Annotated in this window: 18 protein-coding genes and 2 pseudogenes; 6 read left to right on the forward strand and 14 right to left on the reverse strand. The window is 57.6% G+C overall.

The genetic code is table 11. The features are described from left to right. Nucleotides 1-446 precede the first annotated feature (446 nt). A complete protein-coding gene (locus tag FHT76_RS33895) occupies nucleotides 447-1,019 on the reverse strand; it encodes an AraC family transcriptional regulator (protein WP_183757827.1) in 573 nt (190 codons plus the stop codon). 248 nt (nucleotides 1,020-1,267) lie between these two features. Beyond that, nucleotides 1,268-1,487, reverse strand: a pseudogene (locus FHT76_RS33900) (helix-turn-helix domain-containing protein); the annotation flags it as partial. A gap of 612 nt (nucleotides 1,488-2,099) precedes the next feature. Here FHT76_RS33900 and FHT76_RS33905 point away from each other — a divergent pair. From FHT76_RS33905 to FHT76_RS33920, 4 genes are all read left to right on the forward strand, one after another. After that, on the forward strand, nucleotides 2,100-4,397 hold the full coding sequence (locus FHT76_RS33905; protein ID WP_183757825.1) for an FdhF/YdeP family oxidoreductase: 2,298 nt from the start codon (nucleotides 2,100-2,102) through the stop codon (nucleotides 4,395-4,397). 783 nt (nucleotides 4,398-5,180) lie between these two features. Further along, the gene (locus FHT76_RS33910; RefSeq protein WP_246712697.1) at nucleotides 5,181-6,743 is read left to right on the forward strand and encodes a sensor histidine kinase; all 1,563 of its coding nucleotides are present in this window, start codon (nucleotides 5,181-5,183) and stop codon (nucleotides 6,741-6,743) included. Next, nucleotides 6,736-7,392, forward strand: a complete 657-nt coding sequence (locus FHT76_RS33915; RefSeq protein WP_183757821.1) for a response regulator transcription factor — start codon at nucleotides 6,736-6,738, stop codon at nucleotides 7,390-7,392. Before FHT76_RS33910 ends, FHT76_RS33915 begins: the two co-directional genes overlap by 8 nt. A 69-nt stretch (nucleotides 7,393-7,461) precedes the next feature. Continuing rightward, nucleotides 7,462-7,830 (forward strand): response regulator transcription factor, encoded by a 369-nt coding sequence (locus FHT76_RS33920; RefSeq protein WP_183757819.1) that lies wholly within the window; start codon nucleotides 7,462-7,464, stop codon nucleotides 7,828-7,830. Nucleotides 7,831-8,527: 697 nt separating this feature from the next. On the opposite strand, the gene FHT76_RS33925 is transcribed toward FHT76_RS33920, so the two are convergent. The 11 genes from FHT76_RS33925 to FHT76_RS33975 all read right to left on the reverse strand — a co-directional run bounded on the left by FHT76_RS33925 (nucleotide 8,528) and on the right by FHT76_RS33975 (nucleotide 18,113). Then, nucleotides 8,528-8,860, reverse strand: a complete 333-nt coding sequence (locus FHT76_RS33925; protein WP_183757817.1) for a cupin domain-containing protein — start codon at nucleotides 8,858-8,860, stop codon at nucleotides 8,528-8,530. Nucleotides 8,861-8,870: 10 nt separating this feature from the next. Then, nucleotides 8,871-9,875: a zinc-binding alcohol dehydrogenase family protein gene (locus FHT76_RS33930; RefSeq protein ID WP_183757815.1), complete on the reverse strand. Its 1,005-nt coding sequence runs from the start codon at nucleotides 9,873-9,875 to the stop codon at nucleotides 8,871-8,873. 32 nt (nucleotides 9,876-9,907) lie between these two features. Beyond that, nucleotides 9,908-10,786 (reverse strand): 3-keto-5-aminohexanoate cleavage protein, encoded by an 879-nt coding sequence (locus tag FHT76_RS33935; RefSeq protein WP_183757813.1) that lies wholly within the window; start codon nucleotides 10,784-10,786, stop codon nucleotides 9,908-9,910. Beyond that, nucleotides 10,786-11,547 (reverse strand): SDR family NAD(P)-dependent oxidoreductase, encoded by a 762-nt coding sequence (locus FHT76_RS33940; protein ID WP_183757811.1) that lies wholly within the window; start codon nucleotides 11,545-11,547, stop codon nucleotides 10,786-10,788. Before FHT76_RS33940 ends, FHT76_RS33935 begins: the two co-directional genes overlap by 1 nt. Nucleotides 11,548-11,549: 2 nt before the next feature. Next, nucleotides 11,550-12,476: a dioxygenase gene (locus tag FHT76_RS33945; protein ID WP_183757809.1), complete on the reverse strand. Its 927-nt coding sequence runs from the start codon at nucleotides 12,474-12,476 to the stop codon at nucleotides 11,550-11,552. Nucleotides 12,477-12,509: 33 nt separating this feature from the next. Then, the gene (locus tag FHT76_RS33950; protein WP_183757808.1) at nucleotides 12,510-13,292 is read right to left on the reverse strand and encodes a glutathione S-transferase family protein; all 783 of its coding nucleotides are present in this window, start codon (nucleotides 13,290-13,292) and stop codon (nucleotides 12,510-12,512) included. Nucleotides 13,293-13,357: 65 nt separating this feature from the next. Further along, on the reverse strand, nucleotides 13,358-14,401 hold the full coding sequence (locus tag FHT76_RS33955) for a branched-chain amino acid ABC transporter permease (RefSeq protein WP_259186302.1): 1,044 nt from the start codon (nucleotides 14,399-14,401) through the stop codon (nucleotides 13,358-13,360). Next, nucleotides 14,401-15,279 (reverse strand): branched-chain amino acid ABC transporter permease, encoded by an 879-nt coding sequence (locus tag FHT76_RS33960; RefSeq protein ID WP_183757804.1) that lies wholly within the window; start codon nucleotides 15,277-15,279, stop codon nucleotides 14,401-14,403. The genes FHT76_RS33955 and FHT76_RS33960 overlap by 1 nt, the downstream gene beginning before the upstream one ends. Before the next feature lie 12 nt (nucleotides 15,280-15,291). Further along, nucleotides 15,292-16,023: an ABC transporter ATP-binding protein gene (locus tag FHT76_RS33965; protein ID WP_183757802.1), complete on the reverse strand. Its 732-nt coding sequence runs from the start codon at nucleotides 16,021-16,023 to the stop codon at nucleotides 15,292-15,294. Beyond that, nucleotides 16,023-16,769, reverse strand: coding sequence for an ABC transporter ATP-binding protein (locus FHT76_RS33970; RefSeq protein ID WP_183757800.1), 747 nt, complete (start codon nucleotides 16,767-16,769; stop codon nucleotides 16,023-16,025). Before FHT76_RS33970 ends, FHT76_RS33965 begins: the two co-directional genes overlap by 1 nt. 69 nt (nucleotides 16,770-16,838) lie before the next feature. Continuing rightward, complete coding sequence (locus FHT76_RS33975) at nucleotides 16,839-18,113, reverse strand: amino acid ABC transporter substrate-binding protein (protein ID WP_183757798.1); 1,275 nt, start codon at nucleotides 18,111-18,113, stop codon at nucleotides 16,839-16,841. Between the two features lie 212 nt (nucleotides 18,114-18,325). Here FHT76_RS33975 and FHT76_RS33980 point away from each other — a divergent pair, with 212 nt between their 5' ends. Both FHT76_RS33980 and FHT76_RS33985 read left to right on the forward strand, forming a co-directional pair. Then, complete coding sequence (locus FHT76_RS33980; protein WP_246712696.1) at nucleotides 18,326-19,432, forward strand: LacI family DNA-binding transcriptional regulator; 1,107 nt, start codon at nucleotides 18,326-18,328, stop codon at nucleotides 19,430-19,432. Between the two features lie 548 nt (nucleotides 19,433-19,980). Beyond that, nucleotides 19,981-20,556: an acyloxyacyl hydrolase gene (locus tag FHT76_RS33985; protein ID WP_183757797.1), complete on the forward strand. Its 576-nt coding sequence runs from the start codon at nucleotides 19,981-19,983 to the stop codon at nucleotides 20,554-20,556. A 1,283-nt stretch (nucleotides 20,557-21,839) separates the two neighbouring features. On the opposite strand, the pseudogene FHT76_RS33995 reads toward FHT76_RS33985, so the two are convergent. Further along, nucleotides 21,840-22,721, reverse strand: a pseudogene (locus FHT76_RS33995) (ATP-binding protein); the annotation flags it as partial. Between the last annotated feature and the right edge of the window lie 130 nt (nucleotides 22,722-22,851).

The raw sequence follows: 22,851 nt of genomic DNA on the forward strand, positions 1-22,851 counted from the left end.
AAGTGCCGCATTGCAAAGTCCGGGGATTGGTGAGGCGTAAAAACAAAACGGCAATGCTAAGCTCAAGCGCGCGTTACATCAAAGTTCGAAAGACCGCCTCCGCGCGGGCAATTCTTGGAATGGCAACAAGTGACGGCCACATCGCTCAAGATGCTGACCCAGAAGGCGGGCTGCTCGAGGCAGCCTGTTCCGATCGTTTCGGATGGGTTTCAAACAGACGTCCGTGAACAAAAACATGCTGAGGCGATCCACGCTAGTCAGATCGACATCGAGATTATCCTTCGCGCGGATCGTTATCTGCCACGCTGTAAACGGACCAATAGGGCCGAGCATCGGCTGGCCATGAACCGTCTCGACAGCGCCCTTTGGAGTAACGATGGCGAAGCGGCCAAAGAGTCGGCATGGCATCTAATCCTCCAGCTTGCGCGAGATCGCCGTGGTGGCCCTCAGCTATTGTAGCGCGGGACATCAACTGCTGCCGCATGTCGCCGCCATGCGCTTGGCGTGGTTCCAGTCGCGCGACGGAAGACTCGCGAAAGATGGGATTGATCGGCCAAGCCGCAATCCAATGCAATTTCGCAGAGGGAGGCGTTGCTTGTCAGCATCCTATGCTTGGCATGCTCGACCCGTCGCGAAACGATGTAGTTGTGGGGCGTCAAACCGAAGCTACCCTTGAACACCGCGGCAAAGTAGCTCTTACTCAACCGAACTAGACGCGCGAGGTCCTCAAGTGAGATTGGGCGGGATATCCGCTCATCAACGAAGCTCTTCAAACGGTTGATCTGCCAAGGGGCGAGGCCCCGCGTTGAGCCTTGTTTGCTTTCGACGCCGCTGGCTTTCAAAGGCCGCAGCAGGGTCGACGCTGCCTTGACGAGGTTGATGGTGATGGCCTCGTCCCGGTCGACGTAACTTGTGGCATGGAACAGCAAGCGCGAGACCTCGCGCAAGGTCTCGTGGCTGACATCGGAGAGGTCAAGAGAAGACGGTGTAGGTCGGGTAAGAGGCGTAGCGCCAGGCATCCATGATCTCCTTGGAGAGTTCGGCTGGCCCCATAGTGAGACGCAGGATGCGAGCAATGAATTGTACGGCCAGTGTATTTCCCTAGACGTTGGTATGGAACCGCTACGCCTCGGTATAGATTGTCGGGTAGGCATATAGGCGCGCCCATTGATGGAGCGAGAAATCCGATGCGCTTGCTCAGTGCGGAGTAGGGAGCCAGAGCCAAATGGCACTGCGAAACAGCATGCTCGCTTCTCCATAAACGGGATCATTTATACAAAGGTCCCTGGTGCTTTTGGCTTCCCGAACTACCGTGGCTCTCGCTGGGTGATGCTTCGGGGCTCTTCGACGTCGATTTGCGAAATGCCCGGAAGAAGGAGCTAGGCTCCGAATAGCCAAGCTGGGCTGCGATTTCGCCCGTCGCCTTCGACGGTGCTCAGCAGCATCTCGATTGCAAGATCGCGGCGTATGTCATCCTTGATGCTCGCGCATCGACCTCATCCGTCAGAGTGCAGCTAAAGGTGTCAGCGATGCGGCCAGCGCCGCCATCAGACCTTTCATTCTCTCTGATCGGCCCATCGGCGTGGAGAATGAAAGTGCCGGTGGCAGCTCCAATCGACTGCTGGTCTAATCCAGCCAATACCTAAGTTTAGTTACGTGATCGGCTGGACGGGTCTACCTTCGACTCCATCGCCTCACCCCTCATGAGGCGGGTAGCGCCCTCCCAGCTACCGGCTTCGGTGTTCCCTCCCCCTCCGCCGAAGCCGCGGATCCTCCCAAGATCCGCCAAGGCCGTCTCCATCCGCCCGGAGACGGCCTTCTTTTTCTGAAGCCGTGTCGGGCTTCATAAGCGGAAGCGGATATGGTTCGCTGCCACCATTGAACGTGCCAGGATATGATTCGGCGGCCGCCCTATTCATCAAGCACCGTCCGAACCAATATCCGGCGCTGGGCGAGATTGGCTTAAGGCCAACACCTACGGGAACAGTCCGCGACGCCCTATTCCTCAGTATAATGGGCCGGATGCACACCTGTGATAGTCTCTCTCGACTGATGCGCCTGCGGCGCCGAAGCAGCCCCGGATTTCAAGGAGATTCGACATGAAGGATCAGCGTCCAGAAGGTATCGAACAATACGAGCAACCGGCCGGCGGCTGGGGCGCGCTCAAGGCTGTCGCCAAAACGCTGGCTCACCAGCGGGTTGTGGCCCAAGGCACCATGACGCTACTGAGGGCCAATCAACCGGAAGGCTTCGATTGCCCTGGCTGCGCATGGCCGGATCCCAAACACACGTCGTCATTCGAGTTCTGCGAAAACGGCGCCAAGGCGATAACCTGGGAATCGACAGCCAAACGGTCTGGACCGGAACTCTTCGAGAAAAACACCGTTTCCGATTTTTGGAACTGGAGCGACCATGAGCTGGAAGACGCGGGGCGGCTGACAACGCCGCTGCATTACAACAGCGAGACCGATCGCTACGAGCCGATCGAGTGGGAGGCTGCCTTCAAACTCATCGGCGCAGAACTAAACAAGCTAAACAATCCAAACCAAGCGGAATTCTACACATCGGGTCGTGCTTCCAACGAAGCAGCATTTCTCTACCAGCTCTTCGTGCGCGCCTACGGGACCAACAACTTTCCAGACTGTTCCAATATGTGCCACGAGGCGACGAGCGTCGGGCTTCCGATGTCGATCGGAGTTGGCAAGGGCACAGTGACCCTGCAGGATTTCGATTACGCCGATGCGATCTTCAGCTTCGGCCACAATCCCGGGACAAACCATCCGCGCATGATGACGACGCTGCACGAGGCTTCGCGCCGTCGTGTTCCAATCGTCGTCTTCAATCCTCTGAAGGAGCGCGCGCTAGAACGCTTTGCCGCGCCCCAAGACCCGATCGAGATGATGACCCTCTCATCGACACCGATCGCGTCAGCCTATCACCAGGTCCGTACTGGCGGAGACCTGGCAGCGCTCAAGGGCCTGATGAAGGCCCTGTTCGAACGCGATGTGGCCGACATCGCGACGGGCGGCTCCGGGGTGCTTGATCGGACGTTCATCGAGGAACATACCGCCGGCTTCGATGCCCTGCGCGCGGATGTTGAGAACACGAGCTGGGATCAGATCGTCGCGATCAGCGGGCTGACGAAGGACGCCATCGAGAGTGCGGCCGAGGTTTACGCGAAGGCAAAAAACGTGATTGTCTGCTACGGCATGGGCATCACCCAGCACGCCAATGGCACCGGCAACGTACAGCAGATCGCCAACCTGTTGATGCTACGCGGCAATATCGGCCGGCAAGGCGCCGGTATCGCTCCGATCCGCGGCCATTCAAACGTTCAGGGCGACCGCACCGTCGGGATCACCGAAAGCCCCAACAAAGCGCTCATCGACGGCATGGAACGAGCGTTCGGCTTTCGTCCGCCCGCGGAGAAGGGACACAATGCGATCGAGGCTGTGGAGGCCATCATCGCGGGTGAATCCAAGGCGCTTCTCTGCCTCGGCGGCAATCTTGCCGTCGCGATGTCCGACCCGGAGGCCACTTTCGAGGGCATGCGCAAGCTCGATCTAGCCGTCCACATCGCCACCAAGCTGAACCGGTCGCATCTTCTAACAGCCAAGACTTCGCTGATCCTGCCATGTCTTGGACGTACGGACCTCGACACGCAAGCCTCGGGCCCACAGGCTGTCACCGTGGAAGACTCCATGTCGATGGTTCACGCCTCGCGCGGTTTCTTGAAGCCTCCGAGTGAAGCGCTGAAGTCCGAGCCTGCAATCATCGCCAATATTGCGAAGGCGACGCTTGGCAATCGTTATGGCATCGACTGGGACGGCATGATTGCGGACTATGACCGTATCCGCGAGAAGATCGAAGTGGTGTTCCCCGACTTCCACGAGTTCAACAAGCGTGTGCGTGTGCATGGCGGTTTTCGCCTTGATGTCGCCGCCTCCTTCCGTCGGTGGAACACCAAAACCGGCAAGGCAAATTTCCTTGTTGCTCCGGGCCTCGATGAGGATCCGCTGATCAAGAACCCCGATGCTCTGGTCCTCACGACGATCCGCAGCCACGACCAGTACAACACGACTGTCTACGGTCTCGATGATCGTTATCGCGGCGTCTTTGGCCGCCGCGATGTGATTTTCATGAACAAGGACGATCTGGCCGGCCGCGGCCTCAAGGACGGCGACCGGATCGACATTCGTGGCCTCGTGGGAACTGGCGAGGCCACGCATCGCGTGCGTGGCTTCACGGCGGTCGAATACAATATCCCAAGAGGATCGGTTGCCGGCTACTACCCCGAGATGAACGCGGTCGTCTCTCTGAGCCACTATGACCGTATCTCGGGCACGCCGTCTTATAAGGGCGTTCCAGTGACGGTCACCGCGACCAGCGACGGCTAACCAGCGGATCGACTTCCGGAAAATTGTGCCCGCGACGCGTCTATTTCGAGCCGCATTTCATTGGAGCAGTGGCTTTGTGGGTGCCAGGCCACTGTTTCCATGGACCCAAACTTTTGGCTCATCCACGTACACTTACGTGGCCCGATCTGGGCAAGGTGCTAGGATCTCGTCATGCACCAGGAGTCCATTGCAAACTTTGCAAAGTCCAGCGAACACAAGGCACTGAACGTCAGGTTCTTCGCCTTTCTGGTCGGTGCCACGATGGTAGGCGGCTATATCGGCTTGGTGACATACTCGTGTTTGCCACCGGTATCCATGAGATCTACAATTTTGTGTGGCTCCCACTTGACAGCTTGACCGGCGGTTCGGTCTTTATGGTACGTGGCGATTGCGAGCTGCTCCACAGCGATGGCCACGTGGCTGGTGGAGGCGCCCCTGCCTCTACGAGCAAGAATCTCCGCCGACCGAAACGAGCAGTGAAGCACCGGTCTGGGGCTGGTGGAATCCTTAGAAGCAGTAAAGTAATTTGCACCCGAACTCTGCCTGAAAGGCACCGGCCGAGACGCCATTGCTGCATCATTTGCTGACCGGAAAAGCCTGTCGAGAGGCAGCTACTGGATTGAAAGAAATGCTATCATGCACGACCAGAACTGGCGTCGCTGCAAGGCGCGGATACATCGAACAACCACCAGTCCGGTTTACACCTATGTATAGGTTAGATGGGACCAGAAAGCGGGTAAGGTCTTGGCAGAAAAGACTGGGGGAAGGATGCCTGTACCGTCAATGATATTCCGCGTTCGCGATGTGGAGGGATCGGGTCAGAACCTGGTCTTCGCCTTGATTGCGATCGCGCTTGCGGCCGCCGTCTTCTACGTCGATACGTACACCGATATCGAGGGCGCCGTTGCGGTGCTTTATGTGGTCGTTATGTTGCTTGCGGTGCAAGCGAGTACCCGGGTGGGGCTGCTCGTCATCGCAGCCGTTTGTGCCGCCCTCACCCTTGTTTCCTACGTTGTGACACATGGGAAAGATGCCGACCTTCAGTCTACCGTCCGCCTGGCCGTCGCACTCGCTGCGCTATGCGTCACGACCATGCTTCTCCTAAAGTCGGAGACGGCTCGCCTCGCGCTACTTTCCATCAATTCCGCGCTGAAGGAGAGCGAGGCAAGATATCGGTCGATCTTCGACCGCACCCGTGTTGCGTTGTGGGAGCGAGACTACTCGAAGCTGCGTGGCTATCTGATCGATGTCCGGGCACAGGGGGTTACCGACATCAAGGCGTATGCGCGCGCGAACCCGTCCGTCCTCGATCATTGTGTGGGTCTTATAAAAGTGGTCGCGGCGAACGAAGCAGCGCGCGAGATGCTGGGATCTGCCTCGGTCAGAAGCCCCCGCCGGTTCATCCTGCCGGGGCAGGAGAAGCTCCTTGACGTGTTTCAGGCGATCATGGACGGTGAACGGGTGTTCGAGGACAAGGTCGAAGTACTCGCCGACAATGGAGAGACGAAGCTCGTATTGCTAAGCATCAGCTTCCCGGAAGACCCGGCCGCCTTCAACCGGGTCGTTGTCAGTATGGTCGACGTAACCCAGCGCGAAGTGGCTTTGAAGGCCCTGGCGGAAGCGCAGGCGGAATTGACGAAGGCATCGAAGGCAGCAACGGTTGGCGCGATGTCCGCATCGCTTGCGCACGAGCTCAACCAGCCGCTCGGTGCGATCGTGGTCAACGCGCAGACGCTCTTGCGGTGGCTAGATCGAGATCCACCAGATCTTGTAGCCGTACGCCGTTCGGCCGAGCGAATGATCCGCGACAGCCAGCGGGCGAGCGAGATCATACAAAACACGCGCGGTCTGCTTTCTCCAGCGAGCAATAAGCTCGAAACCCTCAACCTCGGCAGCCTGGTCGATGAGACCATGGCTCTGATGGAGCACGAGCTTCAGCGGAGCGGCACGACGGTGCTTGTCGATCAAAAGCCAGGCGTTCCGTCGGTCCTTGCCGTGAAGATCGAATTGCAGCAGGTCCTGATTAACCTGATCACCAACGCCGTTCAGGCAATGGACGAGGCCGGCTGCCCAGAGCGGATTATCAAGATAGCGATTGAGCGACCTGACATCGAGCACGTGTGCATCGCGTTGCGTGACTCCGGACCCGGGATCACCCAAGATGCGAAGGACAAGCTGTTTTCACCGTTCTTTACGACGAAGGCAACCGGCATGGGCATGGGACTGTCTATCTGCCGCAGTACCTTGGAGGCGCGTGGCGGAAAGCTCGACGGAACCAATCACCCCGAAGGCGGCGCGATATTCGAGATGCGCTTGCCGATAAAGCCGGAGTTGGAACATGCCTGACCTACGCAAATCGCAGAAGCAACCAGCCGGGCCTGTCGTCTTCATCGTCGACGACGATCTCTCCATGCGGGAAGCGCTGACAGACCTGTTCCGTTCGATGAAATTTGACGCCGAGGCATTCGAGAGCGCGGCGTCCTTCATGGAAACGGCGAACTTCAATCGTCCGGGCTGTATTCTTCTCGATGTCCGCCTGCCTGGTGTGAGTGGACTGGATTTCCAGACACAACTCGAACGCATCGGCAGCCAGATGCCCATCATCTTCATGACCGGCTTCGGCGACATTCCGATGAGCGTGCGGGCGATGAAGGCTGGCGCTGTCGACTTCTTGACCAAACCCTTCAAGGATCAGGACATTCTCGATGCCGTCGCGACGGCGATGGAGCGCGATACCGCGCGCCGACGCCAGAGTGCGCAGAGTGAGGCCGTCGCATCGCTTGCCGGAAATCTGACTCCACGTGAGCGCGAGGTCATGGACGCGGTGGTCAAGGGGCTGATGAACAAGCAAATCGCCTATGAACTCGGGATCAGCGAGGTCACTGTCAAACTGCATCGCGGCAATGTCATGCGGAAAATGGAAGTTCGCTCGGTGGCCGAGCTTGTAAGGAAGACCGAAATGCTGGGCGAAGGCGTACGACCACCTGTATCTTAGTATGGTATCTTTGAGTTGGGCATGAAGGCATAACAAGACTTAGAAAAGCAGCCAGAGAAGGCCCGTTCATTGCCCCCAATCCCAACCATAGCCGTCGTCGACGATGACCAGGCCATCCGTGAAGCCATGGACGATCTTGTCAGGTCCTACGGCTACGAGTGCCGGCTGTTCGCCTCGGCGGAAGAGTTTCTTGCTTTCGAACCGCGATCGGCCATTGATTGCATGCTTGTCGACGTGAAGATGCCCGGCCTCAGCGGGATCGAACTACAGGCTGAATTGAACAGGCATTCGCAGCGCCCCCCAATGATCTTTGTCACCTCGTACAAGGATGAGCGGACACGCAGCACAGCGATGAACGGCGGCGCTTTCGCCTTTCTTGGCAAGCCGGTCGATATCGAAAAACTGATCGGATGCCTCGAATCAGCGCTCGGCCACTGAGCGCTGAAAGTCAAACTGAAATTGCAGCTATTCTGCGCGGAACCATTTAGCGAAACGTCTCGCACGGCCCAGCAAATTAAACCGAGCGGTCGCGGCTGAGAAGCCCGGTGTTCTCACCGGAGCGACACCTTTTGGGGTACTCGGCGCACGCCGCTTCACGCATACACCGAGGAAGCAAGCAAAGGAGACAGGACTGTGTTCTCATTCACGAACACCCATTTGTCCGAGCAAGACGGATTGCGGTCCCTGAGCGTCAGCCTGGTTAATCACCTGTCTCGCCGATCATACACATTGCGATGCGAGATTCGGCGTCACGAGCCTATCGAGACGATCGATACGACAGCTTTCGACAGGCGGCTTGAATCGCTGCGCAAGTCCATAGACAACGCCGCTTCTGGCATTTGACCTGTCGAACCGCGCCGCCGATTGCTTGATGACGGCGCCGCGCTTCGCCGCTCGCCTATGCAATAGTTGGTTGCTTGCTTATGGCCGTCCCCTCGACCACCGGTGAAAAAAATATATTCAGGGATACGCCTCCTGCCGTCTTGATCTCGGCGGTTACAGCTATGCCGGGAGAGAGGTAAAATGCATCATATTGCCTATTGTGTTTTCCGCGGTGCGGCTTGCCGACGCCGTCAGCGGCAAGGCATAGGCGCTTTCGCCACACGGGTTTCCGATTTTTGGGACACCTCGTCAATTATACGGGCATCGCGAGGAGAATGGTCGCCGGGGAACCGGACCGGTTGAATAGCGCCCGCGCTTCGCCAGCTGCTAGTCTGCAACTATCTAACGGACCCAACGCTACTGACTGGGTGGCTGTCTCAACTGTTACTTCGCCAGAAATCACGACGTAGATTTTCTCAACGGCCGCATCCTTCAGGGAGGTTCGCGCACCAGGCAACAGGTGCGACAGGCCAATCCAGATGGTGTCGGTGTTCGTTGCTTCCTTCCCCTGAAGGCGCAGGCATTGCATGTCATAGTGCTCGGCCGCCTCGTAGGGCCGAGCTTCCTTGTACCGCGTTACTTGCATTTCGGCTGTCTCAGGGCTTCAACAATACGCGGTCGGCAGTTCCGCGCAGGACAGACGTATATGCCTTGGCCGCATCATTCAGCCCGTAGCAGGTGGCCGGATTGATCGGGAAAGGCTTCAGCAAGCCTTCCTCGAATTTCCCTTTCAACCGGTCAAAGATGCGCGCGCCATCGACCGACGACAAGGCGAGCGTATCGATGCCGATATACTTGTGCCGACCACGGAAGAAGTTGAAGATGTCAAACGGTACGGCGCGATCGAAAGTCGAGATGAAGATCTGCCGCGCTTGCCTAGCCATCGCCTTGTTGGCCAATTCGAAATACGGGCTGCCGACGGTGTTGAAGACGATATCAGCTCCGTGGCCGTTGGTCCGCTCGTGAACTATGGCGGCCACGTCGTCCTTGCTGCTGTCAAGCATTTCCACGGGGCCGTTGGTATGGCCGATTAGCGGCTGGGCATTGTATTCGACCGCAAAGACTTTGGCGCCCGCCAGGGTCGCGAGCTGAATAGCCGCCTGGCCGACCTTGCCGTTGCCGCCGCATACAAGGACGACATCGGTTGGCTGAACGCCACCGGCCTCGCGCAGACCTTCGTACGCCGTGATAAAGGGAACGCCGATGGAGCCAGCCTCCTCCATGGTGAAATTGGAGGGTTTTTGCCGCACAGCCTTCTCATCAAGCACCATCCATTTGGCATGGCTGCCGTCCTGGCTGATACCCAATTCGCCGCCACCGCCCCAGATTTCGATTCCGACCATGTGTTTTGGCCCTTCGCGCACGATGCCGCCGAAATCACGCCCCGGTGTGCGCGGCCAGATGGCATGGGGCATGTGCCCAAGCGAGGCCTTCACATCGCTCGGGTTGACACCGGCTGCAATGATCTCGACCAGTACCTGCCCTGGACCAGGCTTTGGCACGCCAACATCGGCGACCTCGATCTGAAGGTTGTCGAGATCGGGCGACGGCCCGCTAACCCGCAGCGCCTTGCCCAACTTCGTGTCAATCTGGATGTTCATAATGTTGTCCTTTCTGAGACCAGCAATTGGGTTCAAGGCTTGAGGTTGAGGATGTCGCGGGCTTGCGATGGGCTTGCGATGGCGCCACCCAACTTTTCGATGATGTCGCGAGCCCGCTCGACAAGTTCGCCATTGCCTTTTGCGAGGACGCCTTTGGCGATGTACGAGTTATCTTCGAGGCCCACGCGGACGTGTCCGCCAAGCAGATAGGCTTGTGCCGCCATTGGGAACGACATCCGCCCGACGCCAAAGCCGGTCCAAGCGGCGTCGCGCGGCAACATACGAGCGGCGGTCGCCATCGCGTCCGTCGTCGACGGGAGGCCATATTTGACGCCGGTGACGATGGTGAACATGGCAGGCGATTTCAGCACACCGGCCTTGAGGAGATCGTGAGCAAGCTGGATGTCGCCCGTGTCGAAAACCTCAAGTTCAGGCTTTGCGCCGGTGCTCTCGATGATCTCTGCCATGACCTTCACGTTGCCAGGGGTGTTGATCACGACCTCGGCCCCGAAAGTCATGGTGTTCAGGTCGAGCGTGGCAATGTCGGGCTTCAAGGCCACGATGTGTTCGACCCGTCGCTCAGGCCGCATCAACGTGGTCCTGGGACCGGCAACGGCGGGATTTTCATCGCTTGGGTGATACCGACCGCCGGGGCCCGTGGTCACGTTGAGGATGACTGCATTGTTCTTCGCGCGGATCCGTTCGATGACCTCGCGATAGTACGCAATCTCCATCGACGGCTTTGCCGTTTCGGGATCGCGGACATGGATATGGACAATAGCCGCGCCCGCGTCCGCTGCTTCGAGACAGGAGTTGGCAATTTCCTCAGGTGTCACCGGCAGACCCGGGTGATTTTCGCGGGTCGTGAGATTGCCGGTAACCGCACAGGTGATGATAACGTTCTGTTGCATCAGAGATGCCTCCCTCCGTCGACGACGATGCGGGTGCCCGTCGAGAATTTAAGATGCGTTGCACAGGCAAGGATGGCCTCGGCCACGTCGGTCGGCGTGGTGAGACGCTTCAGCGGCGTTGCGGCTGCCGCCTTATCCTTGAACTCTTGGCCGCGGCCGGGAACGAATTCGGTATCGACCACGCCCGGAGAGATAGCCATGACCCGAACCGCTGGAGCGAGGGCGCGGCCGAGCGAGTTCGTCATAATGTCGAGACCCGCCTTTGCGCCACAATAGGCGATGTTCGATCCGATGCCTGTGAAGGCGGCAATCGACGACACGTTGACGATAAGTCCCTGGCCGTGTTCCGCCAGTGCCGGTGCAAAGGCTCGAATGGTCGCAAACACCCCTCGCCAGTTGCTCACGAAAACCTGGTCGATGATCTCGTCGGTGAGTGCGTCGAGATCGGCATGTGGAACCGGCTTTGTCACGCCCGCGGCATTCACGAGGATGTCGGCACGCCCGCAAGCGGAAAGGGCCGCGGCACAGAAGGTCTGGATCGATGAAGTATCCTCTATTGAAACCCGCAGCGCGATATGGCCGCTTCCCGGCAACGCCTCCGCGATCTCACGCGCCCTGGCCTCCCCGGATCGATAGCCGATCACGACTGTGGCACCGGCTTGGGCCAGCAGGCGGCATGTTTCGCTGCCGATACCGCCGGACCCGCCGACCACGATCGCGACCTGACCCTTGAGGGTGTCGAATTGAACGTTCTCACTCATTGTCAGGCCTTCGTTCCAGAGATTGGCGGGATGGGATATGTCGGGTCACCTTCAAGAAGCTTGAATGTGTATTCGCAGGTATAGAAAGGCAGCTGCTCGCCCGGATAATTTGGATGCGGCTCAAGATGCTCGACGAAGTCCCCCACGATCTGAGCCTTCGCACCGAAGACGACGTCGGTTACGAGAGCTTCCTGGGTGTCGGAGAAAATCTGCGTAATCAGCGTCTTGTGACCAGGTGCTGAGACAATGAAGTGAATGTGGGCGGGCCGCATCGGATGACGCTTCTGGGCATGCAGCAAAACGCCGACGGGGCCATCCGTCGGGACGGGATAGCCAGCGGGCTTCACCGACTTGAAGCGGAAGCTGCCTTGCTCGTTCGTATGAAAGACGCCGCGCAGGTTGAAGTCGTCCTGGTCACTGTCCTGGTTTTCGTAGAGTCCCACGGGAGAAGCCTGCCAGATGTCGAGCTTGGCACCCGCGACAGGCGCTCCATCGATATCGACCACGCGACCGGAGAAGAACAGCGTCGGTCCCGGCGTCTCGGATCGGGCGATGCACTCGCCGTCGACGCATTCTGGCGCGTGGCCACGATAGAACGGACCAAGAAGTGCCGACATGGTCTCGCCCTGCATGCCGTCATTGTTGATCAGATCGATAAGGGTCGACGCGCCTAGTACATCGGCGGCCAGTACCACCTCGTTGTTGGTCTCATGGGTGTGGTGGCCGAGCGCAGCGATCCAACGCAGCCCAAACTCGAATTCTTCTTCGGTCGGACGGGTCTCGATGATGAATTGGTGAAGGTGGTTGATCAAGGCATCCGTGATCGCCTTGAGGCGCGGATTGCTCGTTTTCGCCATTGCGGTCAGTACCGTTGGCGTCACGTCCGCGATCGTCGCGATCAGCCGGGGTTCGATGGTTACGTGTTGCATTGCTTGTCTCCTCCGGTGTGCTGGCGCGGCCGCTTATGCGGCGACGTGCGCCGTCCGTTGCAGGGATTGCAGATGGGGGTATTTTTCGGTCAGCAGAGACCCGTGATAATAAGTCTGCGCGAAAGCATCGGTTGCTTTGATGTTGCGCAGCCAAAGATCGATCTGGGGCGCATCAGCCCAGAGATGGCCGAGGTTGATGTCGTCCATCCGAACGATCACCGGCATGATGGCGATATCAGCGAGGGTCAGTTCAGCGCCCAGCAGCCAAGGGCCGCCACATTCGCCCAGCCAATGGGCCATGCGGTCGATCCCTCGCTTCAGCCGCCCGAGTGCTTCATCCATTTCCGACTGCGGAAAGCCGGTTCGCCCCATTTTCAAGAGGAACTCGCGTCGCAGCGGCTTGCTTTCACAAACGGCGAGGAACTCCTCTTCCGTCATTGCCTGGTAATGCGGCAGAAAGGCCAGGTTGTATGACGGAACACGTACGGCCGGTGTCAGAACTTCGTCGATGAAGCTCATCATTGCCCGCATCCTCGCCACTTCTATCGGAGGCCGCGGACGCAGTGGCGCGACATCGCCCAGAATATCTTCGAGATATTCCATGATGACGGCGGAATCGACGACGGGCGTGCCGTTGTGAACCAGCGTCGGAACAACACCATTCGGGTTGATCGCGAGATATTCGGGCTTCAGTTGGTCGCCCCTGAACAGATCGAGTCTGTGCTCCTCGAAGGCCCTTCCCTTGGTGTGAAGCGTGTAGCGCACACGCTGACTGCAGGTCGATTGTGGCGCGTTGTAGAGTACGAATTCGGACATGACTTTCTCCTCCTGCCCCTTGGGCAAGTCCGTCACCATGGTGTTGATCGGTTATGGGACTGTCGTCAGTCCCAGTTCAAAATCCGGGGAAGCTTGCCTTTCTTGACAAGAGTCCCCACCAGGCCGAGAGGGAAGAAGACAAGCCCAAGCGCCATGATCAGACCCGTTCCGAGAATGTTGAGTTCGGAGGCACCCATTGTCGCCACGAACAGTTCGTTGAGCGCGACGATGGCGACAGCTCCAATGACTGGTCCCGCGATCGTGCCCTTTCCTCCGAGAATGCACATCAGGACCATGTTGGCCGAGATGCCGATGATCAGGAAAATGTTGGGCCGCAGGTAGGTCAGGTACTCACCCCACACCGCTCCGGCCATGCCAACGAAGAAGGCCGACAGCGCGAACGCCAGTACCTTGTACAGCCGCGTGTTTATCCCGGCACTTTCCGCCTTGATCTCATCCTTGGAGATGGCGCGGAGACCAAGACCAAACTTTGAGTGCTTGATCCTGTAGCTTGCCCAGACCGTGAAGGCGGCAATGGCGATAAACGCGTAGTAGTACGGCAGTTTGGTCCATTGAGCCGATAGACTGTTCGAGGGCAATGTCAGGCCATTCGTGCCGCCAATGAATGCCCAGTTGTCGAACAGGATCCGCGCAATCATCAGCAGTGCGATCGAGGAGATAATGAAGCTCGGCCCGCGTACCCGCAATGTCACGAGCCCGATGAGATAACCGACCGCCGCTGCGATGAGGCCAGCCAGGGGGGCCGTCACGATCGTTGAGATACCGTAGCGGGCAAGCAGCATTCCGGCCACGTAGCCACCGATGCCAAAGAAGACGCTATGGCCGAGGGAGATATAGCCTGCAAAGCCACCCAATATGTTCCATCCGGAAGCCATCGCGACAAAGGATGCAGCAAAAAGCACGAGATGAAGGAGGTAGTTGAAATTGCCTGCGAACTGCAAAAGTGGCAGTGCAATCAGGATGGTGAGCAGTGCAAGCGGAAACCAAGTGGCTCGCGTTTGATCGGCCTTCAGCGCCAGTTTCTCGTTATGCGCACGCCGGGCTTCAACCACGCTGTTCGTGCTTGAGTGAGGGAATGTGACCGTCATTACGCCATCTCCGGTTTTTCGCCGAACAGGCCCTGTGGCCGGACGAGCAGGACAATGAAAAGTGCGAGGAAGAATGTCATCGTCGACCATGTCGCGCCGATCCAGGTGCCGACGAAGGCCGCGACGAGCGACAGGCCCAGGGCTGCCACGACGGTGCCGAGGATGCTCCCCATACCGCCGAGCACGACGACAGACATCAGCATAGCGATCCATTCCCAATGCTTGGCCGGGAAGAAGCTGAAGACGAAGCTGACAAGCGAACCAGCGGCGCCTGCGAGACCGATCCCGATAGCGAAGGCGAGGATGCTGATCGCGTTGACGTTAACGCCCAGCAGTTCAGCGGCTTCGCGGTTCTGTGTCGTGGCGCGGATCGCGTAGCCAAGCCGCGAGTATTTCAGGAAGAGCGTCAGACCGCCGATAATCAGCAGCGAGACAATACCGGCGTAGAGCTGACCCTTCGGAATGAAGAGATCGCCGATGAAGATCGCATCTGTCGCGTAGGCCGGAGACGTAATGCGCTGCGTGTTCGTAAACATGCCGCCGAGCAATCCTTCTGCCATCGTCGCCAGCGCGAAGGTCAGCAGCACCGTCATCTCGGAATATTTCGCGTTCTTGGCCTCGCGCTCGAAGAGGAGTTTGTAAAGCACCACCCCGACCGCGGCCATTGCGATCGAAGCAACCGGCACCATGAGGATGGGATCGAGGCCGAGGAGTTTGAAAGCCCAGTAGGCGATATACGCTCCGCCGATGATCAGAGCCGGATGTGCAATGTTCACGATCCGCATCACGCCGAAGACCAACGACAGTCCTGATCCCATAAGTGCTATGACGCCGCCGAGCGCGAGCCCGAGCACCAATATCTGGATAAATTGAGCCATGTTGTTCCCCTTTCAGGCGGCAGCTTTCTTGCCACCAAGGTAGAGTTCCCGGATTCGAGGGTCGGCGAGAATGTCTTTCGCGGGCCCTTGAAAAAGGGTTCGTCCGAGATCGAGCACGACGCCCCAATCGGAATTCTTGAGCCCCATCAGGGCATTCTGCTCGACGAGCAACACTGTGATGCCGTCCGCCGACATCATCTTCATGATGTCGAACATCTCTTGAATTACCTTCGGCGCCAGACCGAGCGAGGGTTCGTCGAGCATGACGATACTAGGCTTGATTATCAGCGTGCGGGCCATCGCCAACGTCTGCTGCTGGCCACCCGACATCGTCCCGGCGTGCTGATCAGCCTTTTCCTTAAGCATCGGGAAACGCTCCAGGATTTCGTCAACGCGCCGGTGAAGCTCTTTCTGACCATCGAGAATGAAGCCGCCCATCCGCAGATTTTCTCGAACGGTCATCTTTGGAAAGAGGGCACGCTCCTGCGGCACGAAGCAGATGCCTTCCCGCAGGATTTGGTCGGGACGCATCCCGTTCAGTCGCTTACCTTTTAAGATCACGTCGCCCTTGCGGATTTTGAGCATACCGCAGATTGCCTTCAGCAGGGTCGACTTGCCTGCTCCATTCGGACCGATAATGCAGTGCACCTTGCCCGGTTCGACTGTCAGACTGGCGCCATCGAGGATTGCTGGGCCGTCGCCATAGCCAGCGGTAATATTTGTGACTTGGAGGAGTTCCTGCATCAGGCCGCCTCCTCTTCGAGTACGCCACCAAGATAGGCATCGAGGACCTGCGCGTCCTTGCGCACGATATCCGGGGTGCCCGAACAGATGACCTTGCCCTGCGCCATGACCACGACCTTGTGGGATAACCGCATGATGAGGTCCATGTTGTGCTCGACGATAAGGACCGTGAGGCCCATTTCATTCAGCGCCCGAATCCGATCGACGATCTCCTCCATGAGCGTGGGATTAACGCCACCGGCAGGTTCGTCGAGCAGGATGATTTTCGGTTCCGACATCAAAAGCGCGGCCAAATCCATGAGCTTTTTCTGCCCGTAGGAAAGATTGTGCCCATCCTCGTAGGCGATGCGCGTAATCCCCAGAAACTCCAGGATCGACATCGCCTTGTCTTTTTCCTCGCGGCTGATTGCTGGACGGAAGAGCCCGCTAATTCCATTGACCTTCGACTGGACGATGACATTTTCGATGACCGTCATGTCGGACAGATTGCGCGATATCTGAAAGGTGCGACTAAGGCCCTTGGCCGTGATCTTATGGGGGCGCAGCTGCTCGATGCGCTCACCGTCGAGCCATATCTCACCGGACGTCGGCGTGACGGTGCGGCTGATGCAATTGAACGCGGTGGTTTTTCCTGCTCCGTTGGGTCCAATCAACGCTGTGATCGAGCCTTTCTCGACCGTGAAGGAAGCGCCGTCCACGGCTCGCAGCCCTCCATAGTACTTGCATAGGTTTCTGACCTCTAGCATCGCCCGATCCTCCTTCGTTCGCTGGCTTGGTTTGCGGGGCGGCGCGCGTCCGCCCCGTTCGAGGTTTTGTCAAAAGCCCGCCTTGGGATAGCTCAACGGGGAAACTCCCTGAAACTCGTCCTTGGGATAGACGAACTTCAGCTGCCCGCCCTGCCATTGCGTCATGATGTACGACTTGTCCTTCGCGAGGCCGCGATCGTCCCAGGAGAAGCGTCCAAGCACGGTCCGCACCGGGCTGTCCTTCGTACGCGCGTGAAGCCATTCGGCCATCTTCGCATTGTCAGTCGAACCGGATCCCGCAATCGCTTGCTCAATCCCCTGGCAGACAGCAAACGGGATGGCGCTGTCTTCGTCGGGGTCAACGCCATAGGCTGCATTGAAGGCCTTGACGAAGTCCTCATTGGTGAACGGCTTTCCTGCCAGCGTGCTTTCGAAAGGTGCATCCTTGTGCCAGTTAGCGTGCACCATGACGCCCTCGGCGGCGCTTGCGCCGACACCCTCGATAAACTCGTGTTGAGCGCCCTGGCTGAGGTAGACGAACTTCGGCGTCGCGCCGACTGTCTTAAGGGCACGGGTCAGCTGTACGGCCTCTTCCTCCGATGCCGTCAGACCGACAATCAGTTCGGCGCCAGAACGCTTGATGGAGTTGGCGAGGTTGAGCCAGTCATTGAACCCATCGTCCGGCCACTTTTCCTGCATGACGACGTCAATACCCGCCTCCTTGAGATATCCTGGCGCGAGGTCGGCGATCTGCTTGTTTGTCGCCGCGTCGACTACCTTCTCGCCAAGCAGGCCCGATGCGATCGCGTTGGCGAAGAAGTCGTCGGCGTGGACGATGGCAGCTGACTTCGGTCCCTGCCCAGCCGGGATCAGGTCCTTGATGACGTTGACGACGTCTTTTCCAGTGTATTCCGCGGCGCCAACCTGAAAATAGAAGAGGTTCTTGTATCCCTGCTCGTAGATGCGCAACGCACCGCCGGAGGGCACGGGGTGAACCATGTTGTACTTCGACAGTATGCTTGCCACGGGATACGTCAGGCGGCTCGAGAACGTTCCGTAGACGGCATCGACCTTGTCGACGTTGATGAACCGTTCGTATTGATTGATCGCGGTTGCCGGGTCCGAACGATTGTCGCTGACAACGAGATCAACTGGACGACCGAGGATTCCACCTCCGTCGTTTATCAGTTTAGTGCACAGCTCATAACCGCGTTTATGCTTTTCGCCGCTGACGGCAAGGCCGCCGGTAATAGGTAGCGACGCGCCAATCTTGATATCGTCCGCATGAGCGGCTGGTGCATTCAACGCCAGGACAGTGGTTGCTAGAAGGACTGAAAGTTTCATCGAGACTCCTCCATTCTCCGAAACTTGCTGCGCAATCGATTGCGTACACGCTCGCCAAAAGCCGTAGTCCGACCGTGAAATACCACGGTCACCTCCATGACCTGCGGATTCAACTGAGTTACGCAATCGATTGCATTAGGAGGTAGCATACGTCTTATCATATCGTCAACAAATTCATGCAATCGATTGCTTAAATATCAGGAGTCGCTAGTATGACCTCCGTTGAAGGGTCGAAGTACATGCTAAAAAAACGCATCACATTGAAGGACATAGCACGCGAGACCGGGGTCCACGTGTCGACAGTCTCCCGCGCCCTCGATCCTGTGGAATGCAAGCACCTTACAGAGGAAGTCGCCAATCGAATTCAATCCGCGGCCAAAACGCTTGGTTACCGCCCCAATCGGATTGCCGCCGGGCTTCGCACCAATCGGACCATGACGGTTGGCGTAATTATCCCTGACATCACCAACGTCATCTTCCCCCCGATCCTGCGCGGGATTGAGAGTGTTCTCGAACCGCTAGGTTACGCCTCGATCATCGTGAATACCGACAGTGATCCAGAGCGGGAGGAACGATTGATAGACGTTTTGCGGGACCGAGGCGTCGACGGGGTTATTCATGCGGCCGTCCTGCGAAACGATCCCGCGATTGCAAAGGCGGCTGATGATGGGTTGCCCGTGGTGACATTGAACCGAAAGGTTGACGGTTCGCCAATACCTTCGATCGTCAACGATGACGATTCTGGGATCTGTCAAATGCTGCGGCATCTTCGGGATCTTGGTCATACGCGCATTGCCCACATATCCGGCCCTCAGGATTTGTCGACGGGCCAGCTTCGTTTAGCGGCCTTTCGACGGGCGGCCGATGACATGAACGTTGCGGTCAATGACGAATTGATCGAGGTTGCTTCACGCTTCGACGAGGCGGAAGGGGCACGTTGCCTTCTCAACCTGTTAGCCAAGGGCAAGCCATTCACAGCGGTTCTGTGCGCCAACGATCGACTTGCTCTTGGAGCAATTGAGGCATTGAGGGAGCGAAGCATTGGCTGCCCAGGGCAGATATCGGTCACCGGCTTCAATGACATGCCATTCCTGAACCTCGTTCAGCCACAACTTACAACCGTCCGCATACAGCAATTCGGCGCCGGAAAGGCGGCGGCGGGCGTCCTGCTGCAACTGCTGAACGGCGATAGCTCCGCTCCGAGGGAGACTATCTTGCCGGTGGAGCTTGTGGTCCGTAACAGCACGGGCTCTGCCCCAGAAATTCCCGCTTCGGTGTTGCCTAAACCCAACGACCCGGCTGGAGCTATTCAACAATAAATTGAGGAGCGCTCTGTGGCGAGAAACTTCTTTATACCGTCTAGAATTGGCAGCCCACAAATCGATGAACTCATCGGCCCAGCAAGAGGGCGCGTCCCAGACGGCATGATCAATCAAGCGGTCGCACCTTCGAAAGCGTAGCAAATGGTAGCGCCAGCAATCATCAGATCGTGAGTGTACTCTACATCCGCGTGAACCAGATACACCGCCGGCTATCTGGTGACAATGTACGTGTCCCTTCCATGGCCATCCTAACGCCCGCGAGCACCCTGGCCCCGGTTGACGATCCTTGATCATTCGTCCCAGCCATCATCCTTTATCTCCGTTGGCTTCTCCTCGCCCGTCAGCCGGGACGATCGATCGTGGGCGTCATGACGTTGCGCCGGCTGCTGTAGCAGCCGGCGCAGACATGACGGGGAGAGCTCAAACCGTGGTTGGCCGCACATCCGAAATAAAATACTAAGGCTGATCAAACGCGGTTTACCAAGTCTCGATCGATGCTACTAATTGGGAATGGGCTCTGACGCGAGTCGGATGAGGAAATCTGGATGGCAATCGAATTTCCGAAAGTTGTAGGGTGTTCCTCACTAGCATTTCTTGTGACGGTCACGGTCAATATGTCAGTCATTCCGTCTCATGCCGGCGAGCAAATCTTTGATGAATTACGCTTCGGAGCATCCGCATCGATACAGGGCGGCGGCGAGCACGAAGACGGTATCTTTCCCGAGGTGACGGTGTTCTTTGATCCCTTCGGTCAGGACTCCGCGACGGGCTTTGAGCAACAGCTTCTGCGCCCGCGCATCAATCTCGGCACCTCGATCGGCACATCGGGGGAAGCCACCCAAATCTTTGCGGGTCTCTCCTGGACTGCAAACTTCAACGACCAGGTCTTTGCCGAAGCCGGCTTCGGCGGCGTCTGGCACGATGGGGAGCTCGAAGGCAACACGGATGGCCCGAATCTCGGCTGTCGATTCCTCTTTCGAGAATCCCTGGGTGTCGGTTACCGCTTTGACCAACACTGGAATGTCATCGCCCAGGTTGCCCATTCGTCGCATGCCAATCTCTGCGATGGTCCGAACAACGGCATGACGCGCGCCGGTATTCAGGTCGGCTACAAGTTCTGAGCTGCCAGCGATTTTCTGCCGTCGATCACCAAAAGAAATTCAGGCCAATCTATCCGATAAGCTCGACCCGACAAACTTGAAAGTCCGCTCATGAGATACATTGGCGAAGGCCGTTTGCGCGAGCGCGCTTTTGGATAGGTCTACACCTCTGCGCTCTCGGTGCCCAGCACCAACAGGACAGTCATAGCTCCCTCAAGGCTGCTACCGAGCTTTCAGTGATGATATCCTCGACGACCGCAACTATCTCCGGAAGGAGATCGGTGCCTTCGGACATGACATATCAGTTTGACGCTGCCCCCACGCACGGCCCGAATGGTCGCGGCCATATTACCGGTCTGACCTCGGCATTCTCTGCTATCCGAAAAATGTGGATGGCTGGCGGTCCCGTGAAGGTGACGATGCTTACTTTCGCCATCGGCAGCACAAAGATTGCGTTATTTAGAAAAGCGCAAAGACATTGGCAGGTGCAAGGTCTGCTTCACGGCCGAATCCGGGCGCAAAGCTATTACAGGCGAAGACGTCCCTGGTCTTGACAGGATACGAGCTGTTGACCTTGCGTTCCGTTTCGTAAGTAAGTGATCTGACAAAGAATGTGTGGGAAAGACGGAACCGAGCTGAAACACTGAGACCGGCGCAAACCAAGACCGGGCTGGCCAGTTCAAGCGCAGTCGCCACGTCTTCATTCTCTCATTATCGACAGCAGGCCCAACCTCCATCCCATCAGCTTGGCGAAATTCGCGCGACAGCTAACCTGATGCCTACACCCCATCAGCGCAAGTTCTTCAGTGAATCCGCGTCTGCAGACTGACGGAGTCGCGGCGGTTGGTCTTCACCCGATCGCCCGCTCGCTTGGGCACCAGCGATGGCGTCACCGCCACGCAGTTATGCGCAAGTTCGATGAATTTTAAGATATCCCCCTCATGGTTCGCCCTCGCCAAGCATGGGCCCTGCTGCGGCCCATCCGGAGCAATCCGCCGATTCAGCTTAGCGCGGGCCACCTTCACTCCACGAACATACAGTATAGAGCGGCGGCGGCCCGTATTATATCTCGGCTTCTACGCGTTAGAACCTATCCAGTTTCGCAGTAAGTAGTCTCCGAACAATGGAACCGTGAAAGCTATGTCGGCATATGAAGGGCTGTAGATCATCCTTTTTTATGATACTGGCCCGCAAAGGCCCGAGCTTGGTAGGCGGCTCTTTCATCATCTCTGCAACGTCGCCGGATTTGGAAGGCCCCTCGCCTAACTTAGCCATGGCGAAAACGTATTCACGTTCGCGCGGCGTCAGGCGGTCAAAGCGTACCCTAAAAACCCATCGTCAAGTCTTTGAAGGGCTCGCTGGGATGACTGATCCACGTCAGCAGCATCTATCGGCGACTGATTGGCGGTATTCCAAGCTTGATAACCCCATTCCTGGAGAAAATATGTATAGCCTTGGGTCTTCGTGACGACAGATTGCAATGCATCAACTTTTATTTGCTCACCTTCCTCCTCAATCGGGTTCTTGATAGCTAGCTCCGCCGAATTTCGATCAAGTGCCCCCACTGAGGGATAGGTAAACAAACGCTCCGCATAAGACTTCGCATCGCCGGAAAGAGCAGCCACCTGAGGCAAGCCAGCGCCGAAAAACAGCACCGGTAGGCCTTTCTGATTTATCCGATGAATCGCAACGATTAGTCCAGCGTAGTCCTTTTCATTGATGTATTGGATTTCGTCGATTAGGAGCGTCCAGCCGCGTTCTGCAGCCTTCGCCGCCTCCCCGACCCTCACAAAAAGCTCTGCAAGGTCACATTCTATGTTTCCGCTATCGGCCGTTCCTGTTTCGGGATCCACTGACAACGCGAAATCGCCCATCTCCACTTTGAATATTGACGCGAAACTACGAAGCGCTCGCATTACACTGAAGGCACTCGCTTTCGCTTGGTCGATTACACTTACTTTGCGAAGGATTTGATGGATGCACGGATAAAGAAGTGTTGGAAGAGCAACTCCTTCTGGTGCTTCCACCAAAGAAGTCAGGTGCCCATACTCTTCAGCTATCTTTTCAATTTGGTTTAACAAAACTGTCTTGGCGACGCCGCGGAGCCCAAGCAGTATCTGATACTGGGCGGGCCTGCCGCGAATAGCTCGTTGGACAGCTATGCGTGCATCTTCTAGAATTTTGTCCCGTGCAGCGAGTTCCGGTGGCTGTTATCCGGCACCTGGTGCAAACGGGTTGCGAACTTCATCCCATCACTTATATCCAGTTTAGACGGTTCTAGGGTGAATGTCTTATAACTACCTATAAGTCAATATC

The sequence above is a fragment of the Rhizobium sp. BK176 genome (assembly GCF_024808055.1).